Raw genomic sequence first — 9,753 nt, forward strand, 5'->3', positions numbered from 1 at the left:
GGTTCATGCTCGGGGTGACCCCACACCGCAGACGGTTGGCGAAGTCGAGCTGCTGGGTGACTGACCACAGGCTTCAGTCGTACCTGGCCTTCTGTATGCCGTCGGTGCAGGTGACCGGCCGGCCGAGGCAGGTCCGGTTCCGGCGACGGCGAGCGCGGTCGTTGCGGCGAAGACGTCTGTGGCGGTCAGGAGCCTGTGGGCACTCAACCGCGTACGTTGCGGGCGCAGTCCTGCGGACGAGGTCAGGGCTTTGCTTTGAGACTGGCAGTCCAAGCGACACCTCTCCGAATAAAAATTCACTGGCGCCTAGATGTGCATCGACGACTGCCGCAAGATTTACTCCGCCGACATATGGTCGTCAACGGTTCGGGACGAACCTTCTGCCCCGACGCGCCCATCCCGTCAACATCACCAACGCGAGTCCCGACCTTGGGCCAGGGGTCCGATCTCGGTGACCGACCTCGGATCTTCGAGCGGTGGGGCACCCGCTCGCCGCAGCAAAGGCGTATGTCTATTCATTTCCGAGTAGGAATGCATGGAGTGTGCGGGTGAGGCGGTGATCCCGTCAACCAGGTGGAGGGAAAGCGTCCACTGGGCGCCATCCTCGTCGGCGGCGCCGGCGTCCCGTGAGTCGCCACCTCGCCATGTCGAAGGCATTGACACACCGGACACTCGTTCTTAACTTGGTCTGCATGTCGAGTCAGCAACGCATAGACATTCATGACCGTGTCGCCGATGAACCCGTGTACGGGGCCGGTATCTGGCACTTCGCCACCTACGTCGATCGCTACGCCACGGACGGATACGGTGATCCGCGCACCATTCTTGATGCCATCAAGCTCGCGGGGGCTGTCGAGGACCTCTCCGTCGTCGACCTGAACTGGCCCTTCCCGCCCGGGGACATCAGCACAGCCGAGGTCCAGCAGGCGCTGGCCGAGCAGAACCTCCGCGCCATCGCCGTGACACCCGAGTTCTACACGGGGAAGTTCGCCAAGGGCGGCTTCACTAACCCCGACCCCGCCATTCGCCGCCAGGCCATCGACCTGGTCGCCGGAGCGGCCGAGGTCGGCCGCGAGCTCGGCGTGGACTACGTCAAACTCTGGCCGGGGCAGGACGGCTACGACTACCCGTTCCAGGCCGACTACACCGACCTGTGGGGCAAGTCGGTGGGGGCGGTGCGCGAGCTCGCCGAGGCTTTCCCCGACCTGAAGTTCGCCATCGAGTACAAGCCGCGTGAGCCGCGCAACCGGATGGTCTTCTCGTCCGTCGCCCGCACGCTCCTCGCGATCCAGGACATGGGTGTGGACAACGTCGGTGTCCTTCTCGACTTCGGCCACTCCCTCTACGGGGGCGAGACACCCGCCGAGGCGGCACGGCTGGCGATCGCCCGCGACAGACTCTTCGCGATCGACGTCAACGACAACTTCCGCGGCTGGGACGACGACATGGTCGTCGGCTCCGTGCACCTGATAGAGACCTTTGAGTTCTTCTTCGCGCTGCGCGACGCGGGCTGGCAGGGGGTCTGGCAGCTGGACCAGTTCCCCTTCCGCGAGGACCCGGTCGAGGCCGCGCGCAACGGGATCCGCACGATGCGTGCCTTCCACCACGCACTGGGTTACCTCGACCGCGAGGAACTCGCCGCCGCCCAGTCGGCACAGGACGCCCTCGGCGCCCAGCGCATCGCGAAGCGGGCGCTGTTCCGTGCGCTCGCGGAAAGTGAGTCCGTGTGACCGCCACTGTGGAGACCACAGCTCCGTTGCGGGCCGACGATGCCGCCGCCGACGCATACCACCGGCGCAGCGCACTGCTGCGCGAGGCGCCACCGGCCGAGGCCGCAGCGGAACTTGCCGCGATCTCCACCGCCGTCCGGCGTGACATCCTGACCACGATCCAGGCGGCCGGCATGGGGCACGTCGGTGGCGACCTGTCGGTGACCGATCTGTTGGTCACTGCCCTGTGGGGCACTCTGAGGATGGAACCGACCGCGCCCGGCCACGCTCAGCGGGACCGCTTTGTGCTCAGCAAGGGGCACTGCGCCGCGGCCCTGTACTCGGCGCTCGCTTCGTGCGGTTTCTTTCCGCGGGCACGGCTGAGCGAGTTCATGGCACCGCTGTCGCCGCTCAACGGCCATCCCGCCCGGCTCAAGGTTCCGGGCGTGGAGACCAACACCGGTCCCCTCGGCCACGGCTTCCCTGTCGCCACCGGCATCGCGCTCGGAGCGCGGCTGCGAGATGAGAACTGGCGGACCATCGTTGTGCTCGGCGACGGGGAAATGCAGGAGGGCAGCAACTGGGAGGCGGCCATGACTGCCGCGCACTACGGGCTGGCCAACCTGACGGCTGTGGTGGACCGCAACCGGCTGCAGCAAGGTGCCCGCACGGAGGACACTACATCCCTGGACCCCCTGGACAAGAAGTGGGCGAGCTTCGGGTGGGAGGTGCGCGTCATCGACGGCCACGACCACCGGGCGATCATGGAGGCGTACGCCCCGTCGACAACGGGCCGCCCCGTCGCGGTGGTCGCCAACACCGTCAAGGGTAAGGGTGTTTCGTTCATAGAGGACCGTGTCGAGTGGCATCACAAGGTGCCCACTGACGAACAGGTCATTCTCGCGCTCGAGGAGCTGAACCGATGACCGTCGTGGCCTCGGAGGTCCCCACGTTCGACTGCCGGGCGGACTTCGCCGACGAACTGTCCCGGCTGGCCCGCACCGATGAACGGATCGTCGCGGTGTGCAACGACTCGGTCGGCTCCAGCAACCTCGTCAAGTTTCGCGAGGAGTTCCCCACTCGTCTGGTCAACGTCGGCATCGCCGAACAGGACATGGTCGGCGTCGCCGCCGGCCTTGCCAACGCCGGGTTCATTCCCTTCGTGTCCGCCGCGGCCCCCTTTCTGACCGGCCGTGCCCTGGAGCAGATCAAGGCCGACGTCGCCTACAGCTACCGGCATGTCGTCCTCTGTGGGCAGAGCCCCGGCGTGGCCTACGGGGAACTGGGCCCTACCCACCACTCCATCGAGGACCTGTCGTGGATGCGGGCGGTCCCCGGACTGGAGATCATCGTTCCCGCGGATCCGGCGGAGACCCGCAGTGCCGTGCGCTGGGCGGTGGAGTCGGGGAAGCCGACCTACCTCCGTATCCCGCGGTTCAAGGTCCCCGCCGTCACACCCGAGGGCTCCCCCTTCGAAGCCGGCAGGGCCACTCGTCTCGTGGACGGAACCGACGTCACTCTGATCGCGGTGGGAACGATGGTCTCGCGCGCCGTGGAAGCGAGCGAAGTCCTCGGCCGGCAGGGCGTTTCGGCCCGGGTCCTCAACATGACGTTCGTCGAGCCTCTGGACGTAGCGGCCGTTCTGGCCGCGGCCCGGGAGACTGGAGCTGTCGTCACCGCGGAGGAGGGACTCCTCTCCGGCGGTCTGGGCGCCGCCGTCGCCAGGGTCGTCGCCGAACACCACCCCGTCCCCGTGCGCATGGTGGGGGTGCCCTCTTTCGCTCCGACCGGCAGCGCGTCCTTCCTGCTCGACCACTTCGGCCTCAGCGCCGAAGGCATCGCCCGTGTCGCGCTCGAAGCCCTGGGACGGCCCTGATGGAGCCGTACGTCCTCGCCGTCGATCAGGGCACCAGCTCCACCAAGTCCCTGCTGCTGGACGCCTTCGGCAACGTCGTGGCCCGGGCCAGCGTGTCCCTGTCACAGACCCACCCGGGCCCAGGACTGGTGGAACAGGACGCCCTCGCGATCCTCGCAAGTGTCCGCGAGGCGGTCACCGACTGTCTGAAGGGCATCGACCCTCGCGTCGTGGCCGGAGTCGCGCTCAGCACCCAACGCGAGTCCGTCGTCCTGTGGGACGCACAGACCGGCACACCCGTCGCCCCGCTCGTCAGCTGGCAGGACCAGCGCGGCACCGAGCACGCCGAACGGCTGCGCCGAGCGGGCATGAGCGGGGAGATCCGGCGACGCACCGGCCTCCCGCTGGACCCGATGTTCTCCGCGCTGAAGATGGCCGCGCTCCTCGACCGGCACGATCCCTCACGCACCCGGAGCGGCACCGGCGCACTGCGCCTCGGCACGGTGGACGCCTTTCTCCTCCACGCGCTCACCGGGAACCTGGTCACCGAGATCGGCAACGCCTCCAGGACCCAGCTGCTGAATCTGGCGACGGGTGACTGGGACGACGACCTGCTCAACCTTTTCGGCATCCCGCGCGCGGCGTTGAGCGAGATCGTCGCGTCGAACGGACCCTTCGGCGGCCTGCGGGCACTTGCCCCCCTGGCCGACGGCACCCCGGTGCTGGCGGTGATGGGCGACTCGCACGCCGCGCTGTTCTCGCACGCGGGTTGGCGGGCGGGAATCGTCAAGGCCACCTACGGCAGCGGATCGTCCGTCATGACGGTGGCGGACTCTCCCACACCGGCTGACCATGTCTGCAGCACGATCGCCTGGTCCACCGACCGGACCACCTTTGCCCATGAGGCCAATATCCGTTCCACCGGCCGGACCATCACCTGGCTGGCCGAGCTGCTGCGGACCTCGCCGGACGAACTCGTAGCCCTCGCCGCCGGCTCGGACGCCGGCGGCGTGACACTCGTCCCGGCCTTCGGCGGCATCGGAGCACCATGGTGGGACAGTCAGGCCGTACCCGTTCTGGCCGGCTTCGACCTGGGCACCGGGCGTGACCAACTGGCCCGTGCCGCACTGGAATCGGTCGCCTACCAGGTGGGAGACGTCCTTGCGGCACTGCCCGGCCTGCACCAGGTCGTCGCCGACGGCGGCCTGAGCCGCAGCGACGCTCTCATGCAACTGCAGGCCGACGTCAACGACATCACGGTGGCCCGTACCGCCCACCATGACCTGTCCGCTGCCGGGGCCGCGCAGTTGGCCGGCCTGGGCCTCGGCCTGTGGACAACCGCCGAGCTGGAAAGGCGTGCCGACACCCAGCTGCAGGCCTTCACACCCAGCTGGCACAAAGAAGCGCGCCACACCGCCGTCGAGCGATGGCACCGGCGTCTCACGGCCGCCCGCGACCTCGGGGCACGAGAAATGCAGAGGACGACATGACAACAGTGGAACCTGCGCACACGAGGAGGGGGGCGATCGGTCGCCGCAACCGGCTGACGCTTGGCCGCTGCAGCCTCCTCGCCCTCGCGCTCCTCGTCGTCGCCATGGCGGTGACGACGACCTACCGCTCGGACAGCGAAGCCGCCAGTGGTGCGAAGCCCAAGTTCGTCGCCGCGGAATATGGGGCCGACACCTACGGGGCGAAGGTCGTTCCGGCGATCAAGAAGAACGCCGTGCAGATCACCACACTTCACAAGGCGATGGCAGCCGACTCCGAGGCGGCCGGCCGCACATACGGACACCGGGCGGGCACCGGCCCCTACAGCTACGCCGTCACCCTGACCGGAACCGCCGGTGCGGCCCGCGGAGGCCTCATGCAGGTGAGTGTGCCCGGTCTGGACAAGATCCGCGTCTCCGTGCAGATCGGCCCCGCGGTCAACGGCACCGCGCTGCGTGACGCCCCGGGATTCATCACCTTCGGCCAGTTCACCAACCAGGTCGACTACGCCGACGCGGCGACCGCCCTGAACACCGAGATGAAGACCAAGCTGCTCAAAACCTTCGACCCCGTAGCGGTCAAGGGCAAGGAGGTCACCGTGACAGGAGCCATGACACCACTGACCGCCGACCTGCTGACCATCACGCCGATCTCGATCGAGGCAGCGTCGTGACCGCGGTGACGCACGAGCCCGTCACGGCTGAAACCCCGGTTCCGCCCGTCCTGCGCGCTGCGGAGGTCACCAAGGTGTACGGCGGGACGCAAGCCCTCAAAGGTGTTTCCCTGGACATCGCGGCAGGGCACACCACGGTACTGTTCGGCGAGAACGGGGCAGGCAAGTCGACCCTGATGAAAATCCTCAGCGCCGTCGAGTCCCCCAGCACCGGACACATCGAACTCGACGGCCGCGCCGTGCGGTTCGCCAGTGCGCGGGACGCGGCCGACCACGGCATCTCTATCATCCACCAGGAACTCAGTCTCTGCACCAACCTGAGCATCCAGGACAATCTGTTCCTCGGCCGCGAGCACACACGGCAGGGCGGGACCCTGCTCGACCGCACCGCCCAACGAACGCTGGCCCGGAAGGTACTGAGCCGGCTCGACGAGACACTCGATCCCGCACAGCCGGTCAGCGAACTACGCCTGGGACAGCAGCAACTGGTCGAGATCGCCCGCGCCCTGCTGCAGGACGCCCGTGTGCTCATCATGGACGAGCCGACGTCGGCACTCAGTGCGCCAGAGGTGGACGTCCTCTTCCACGTGATCCGCGAGCTCAGGGCCGAGGGCGTCGCGATCGTCTACATCTCGCACCACCTGGAAGAAGCGCTCTCCATCGCCGACTACGTGGCCGTCCTGCGCGACGGCAGCATGGTCGCCACCGCGCGCGCCGACAACGTCGATCTGGCATGGATCGTTCGCATGATGGTCGGCCGCGACCAGGACGATCTCTTCCCGGCCCGCGAGCCCCGACTGGGGCCCACCGCACTGGAGATCAGGGCACTCTCCGTCGCCGACCCCGCCAACCCGGGCCGACTCGCCGTCGACAATCTCTCCATGATCGTACGAGCCGGTGAGACCGTCGGCATCTACGGGCTGATGGGAAGCGGCCGCACCGAACTACTGGAGTGCCTGGCCGGCCGGCTGCCCGTCGCCTCGGGGGAATCCCTCCTGCACGGTGATCCGCTCGTCGGCAGCATCCGTCGGCGTATCCGCACCGGGCTTGTGCTCGTCCCCGAGGACCGCCAACGCGACGGTCTGGTGCAGTCCATGAGCGTGGGACAAAATATGTCGCTGGCAGCGGTGACCACGTTCGTACGCCGACTGTTCGTCGACCGTCGGGCGGAGAACAAGGCCGTCACTTCGATGATCGCCGATGTCACGGTCAAGGCCTCCGGTCCCGACCAGCTCATCGGCTCACTCAGTGGCGGCAACCAGCAGAAGGTCGTCATCGGCAAGGCCCTGATGACCGGCCCCCGTGTCCTGTTGCTGGACGAGCCGTCGCGCGGCGTGGACGTCGGCGCCAAGGCCGATGTCTTCCAGATGATGGCGCAGCAGGCGGAGCGCGGTCTGGCCGTGCTCTTCACCACTTCCGAGGCCGAGGAAGCGCTGCACATTCCGGACCGCCTCCTGATCCTGGTCCGGGGCAAGCTGGTCGCCGACCTGCGGGCGGGCGAGATCACCCGTGACCGTCTGATGAGCCTGGCCGACGGCGCCGACACCACCGAGGAAGCCCCCAATGAGTGACACCCTGACCAAGGACCACGAGGTAGTGGTGCAACAGCGCCGTGCGGCAGCGGCACGGGCCCGGCGCCTCAAGACGCTCGACTCCGTCTTCGAACTGCGCGCCTTCATCGCGCTCGGGGTCCTGATCGTCGTCTTCAGCCTGCTGTCCGACTCCTTCCTCACGGTCGACAACGTCATCACCATGACCAAGCACGTGGCCATCAACGCTGTCCTCGCGCTGGGCATGCTGCTGGTCATCCTCAAAGGCGGTATTGACCTCTCGGTCGGATCCACAGTCGGACTGTCGGGGGTGGTCGCCGGTGAACTGCTCCAGGGGCTGAACCTGAGCTTCGCCGATGCCGTCGTCTTCCCGCAGGTCTGGGCCGTGGTGGTCATCTGCGTCGCGGTGGGAGCCCTGGTCGGCACCGTCAACGGTGTTCTCATCACCCGCCTCAACGTGGCACCGTTCATCGCCACACTCGGCATGCTCTACGTGGCACGGGCCGCTGCCCTCCTCATCTCCGACGGCACCACCTACCCCGACCTGGCCGGCGACCCCGCCATGCACAACACCGGCTTCGGCTGGCTCGGCCAGGGGCGTCCCCTGGGCCTCCCGGTGGCAGTCTGGATCATGATCGTGCTGGCCGGCCTCGTCACGGTTCTTCTCCGTTCGACTCCCTTCGGCCGCTGGCTCTACGCCACCGGGGGCAACGAGCGCGCCACGGAACTTAGCGGCGTTCCCGTCCACCGCGTCAAGATGACCGTCTACATGATCTCGGGCGCGTGCGCTGCCATGGCCGGACTCATCATCGCCTCCGAGCTCACCTCCGCCGCACCGCAGGCCGGAGAGTCCTTCGAGCTCAACGCCATCGCCGCGGTCGTCATCGGCGGCGCCGCCCTTTCCGGCGGACGAGGCACCGTACGCGGGACACTCGTCGGCGCCTTCGTCATCGGCTTCCTCGCCGATGGCCTGGTGATCCTCGGCATCTCGACGTTCTGGCAGATGCTCATCAAGGGCGCGGTCATCATCGTGGCCGTCATCCTCGACCAGAGCCAGCAGCGCTTCCAACGTCGCAGGGCCGCCGCATCCGCCGTCGCGGTGGAACCCGGCAACGAACCGGCGAATGCGGATGCTGCGCCGCGGGCCGCATCCGACGCCTGAACACCCGCCGAACCGCCCTGTCGCCCCTGTCCACTCCTACCCACGCTGATCCGCAGCCCCCTCATCACCCCTCCATTGGAGAGCCGCATGTCTCACCGCAACACCACTCGCGTGGTCACGAGCGCAGCCGCCCTGACCGCAGGACTCCTGGTGCTGACCGCGTGCGGGTCGTCCGACGATTCGTCCGACTCCGCATCGTCGAAGGGCTCGCCGAAGAGCAACCTGATCGCCGTCATCACGCCCTCCCCCGACAACCCGTTCTTCAAGGCCGAAGCCGACGCGGCGGACAAGAAGGCCAAGACCCTCGGCTACCAGACCTCGGTCGCCTCGCACGACGACGACCCCAACAAGCAGAGCGAACTGATCGATGCCGCCATCTCCCGCAAGGCCGCGGCCATCATCCTCGACAACGCCGGCGCCGACGCGTCGATCGGCCCCGTCCGCAAGGCCACCAAGGCGGGAATCCCCGTCTTCCTGATCGACCGGGAGATCAACCAGACCGGTATCGCCAAGGCCCAGATCGTGTCGAACAACTCCCAAGGAGCCCAGCTCGCCGCGCAGGAGTTCGTCAAGGCGATGGGAGAGAAGGGTGACTACGTCGAACTCACCGGCAAGGAGTCCGACACCAACGCCGGCGTTCGCTCCAAGGGATACGCAGATGTCATCTCCCAGTACCCCGACATGAAGAGAGTGACCCAGCAGACGGCGAACTGGGATCAGCAGGAGGCTTTCAGCAAGATGGAGACCATCCTGCAGCGCTATCCCAAGCTCAAGGGTGTCATCGCCGGCAACGACACCATGGCACTCGGCGCGGTCGCCGCTCTGAAGTCGGCCAAGCGGACCGGTGTCGAGGTGGTCGGCTTCGACGGAAGCCCGGACGCCATCGCTCAGATCAAGGCCGGGACCATGCGGGCGACCGCACTTCAGCCGGCCGCCCTCGGCGCCGAGCTGGCGATCGAGCAGGCGGACAAGTTCATCAAGACCGGCAAGACCGGACAACCCGAGAAGCAGGCGATCGACTGCGAACTGATCAACAAAGCGAATTCTGACGAATTCGGCGTTTTCGCCAAGCTCTGATCAACATCGCCGATGCCTCTGGGCGGAAAGCCCGTGCGAGACCGGGCGCTTTTGGGAAACCACGCGCGATCAGCGCCGGTGCATGTGCAGCGATAGCGTGTCATTCGACGGTGACGTGGGGGGCGCCCCCCGCCCCCCCCCCCCCCGCCCCGCGGGGGGGGGGGGGGGGCCGGCCACCACCCCCCCCCCCCCCGACCCACTGCGGCGCGTGGGGCAAGTGGCCCCCCAGTACCCCCAAA

8 protein-coding genes are annotated in these 9,753 nt (G+C 67.7%); all 8 read left to right on the forward strand.

Annotated elements, in window-relative coordinates:
- Window positions 1-692 precede the first annotated feature (692 nt).
- Window positions 693-1,730 carry a TIM barrel protein gene (locus tag ACFC96_RS13185; RefSeq protein ID WP_376612131.1) on the forward strand — a complete coding sequence of 346 codons (1,038 nt, stop codon included), beginning with the start codon at window positions 693-695 and terminating at the stop codon, window positions 1,728-1,730.
- Window positions 1,727-2,635 carry a transketolase gene (locus tag ACFC96_RS13190; RefSeq protein WP_376612133.1) on the forward strand — a complete coding sequence of 303 codons (909 nt, stop codon included), beginning with the start codon at window positions 1,727-1,729 and terminating at the stop codon, window positions 2,633-2,635. The genes ACFC96_RS13185 and ACFC96_RS13190 overlap by 4 nt, the downstream gene beginning before the upstream one ends.
- Window positions 2,632-3,585, forward strand: coding sequence for a transketolase family protein (locus ACFC96_RS13195; RefSeq protein WP_376612135.1), 954 nt, complete (start codon window positions 2,632-2,634; stop codon window positions 3,583-3,585). Before ACFC96_RS13190 ends, ACFC96_RS13195 begins: the two co-directional genes overlap by 4 nt.
- On the forward strand, window positions 3,585-5,054 hold the full coding sequence (locus ACFC96_RS13200; RefSeq protein ID WP_376612137.1) for an FGGY family carbohydrate kinase: 1,470 nt from the start codon (window positions 3,585-3,587) through the stop codon (window positions 5,052-5,054). Before ACFC96_RS13195 ends, ACFC96_RS13200 begins: the two co-directional genes overlap by 1 nt.
- A complete protein-coding gene (locus tag ACFC96_RS13205) occupies window positions 5,051-5,725 on the forward strand; it encodes a DUF2291 family protein (RefSeq protein ID WP_376612138.1) in 675 nt (224 codons plus the stop codon). The genes ACFC96_RS13200 and ACFC96_RS13205 overlap by 4 nt, the downstream gene beginning before the upstream one ends.
- The gene (locus ACFC96_RS13210; RefSeq protein ID WP_376612140.1) at window positions 5,722-7,296 is read left to right on the forward strand and encodes a sugar ABC transporter ATP-binding protein; all 1,575 of its coding nucleotides are present in this window, start codon (window positions 5,722-5,724) and stop codon (window positions 7,294-7,296) included. Before ACFC96_RS13205 ends, ACFC96_RS13210 begins: the two co-directional genes overlap by 4 nt.
- Window positions 7,289-8,437 (forward strand): ABC transporter permease, encoded by a 1,149-nt coding sequence (locus ACFC96_RS13215; protein ID WP_376612142.1) that lies wholly within the window; start codon window positions 7,289-7,291, stop codon window positions 8,435-8,437. Before ACFC96_RS13210 ends, ACFC96_RS13215 begins: the two co-directional genes overlap by 8 nt.
- 87 nt (window positions 8,438-8,524) lie before the next feature.
- Entirely contained in the window at window positions 8,525-9,514 is a 990-nt protein-coding gene (locus tag ACFC96_RS13220) for a D-ribose ABC transporter substrate-binding protein (protein WP_376612144.1), read from the forward strand.
- Window positions 9,515-9,753: the final 239 nt, after the last annotated feature.

Origin of the sequence: Streptomyces sp. NPDC055955, assembly GCF_042270245.1 — a bacterium.
In the GTDB taxonomy this organism is placed as follows: Bacteria; Actinomycetota; Actinomycetes; order Streptomycetales; family Streptomycetaceae; genus Streptomyces.

Excerpts from the sequence above, each read along its gene's own strand:
- ACFC96_RS13195 (WP_376612135.1), top strand. The coding sequence starts at position 2,632 with ATGACCGTCGTGGCCTCGGAGGTCCCCACGTTCGACTGCCGGGCGGAC.
- ACFC96_RS13220 (WP_376612144.1), top strand. The coding sequence starts at position 8,525 with ATGTCTCACCGCAACACCACTCGCGTGGTCACGAGCGCAGCCGCCCTG.
- ACFC96_RS13200 (WP_376612137.1), top strand. The coding sequence starts at position 3,585 with ATGGAGCCGTACGTCCTCGCCGTCGATCAGGGCACCAGCTCCACCAAG.
- ACFC96_RS13185 (WP_376612131.1), top strand. The coding sequence starts at position 693 with ATGTCGAGTCAGCAACGCATAGACATTCATGACCGTGTCGCCGATGAA.
- ACFC96_RS13205 (WP_376612138.1), top strand. The coding sequence starts at position 5,051 with ATGACAACAGTGGAACCTGCGCACACGAGGAGGGGGGCGATCGGTCGC.
- ACFC96_RS13215 (WP_376612142.1), top strand. The coding sequence starts at position 7,289 with ATGAGTGACACCCTGACCAAGGACCACGAGGTAGTGGTGCAACAGCGC.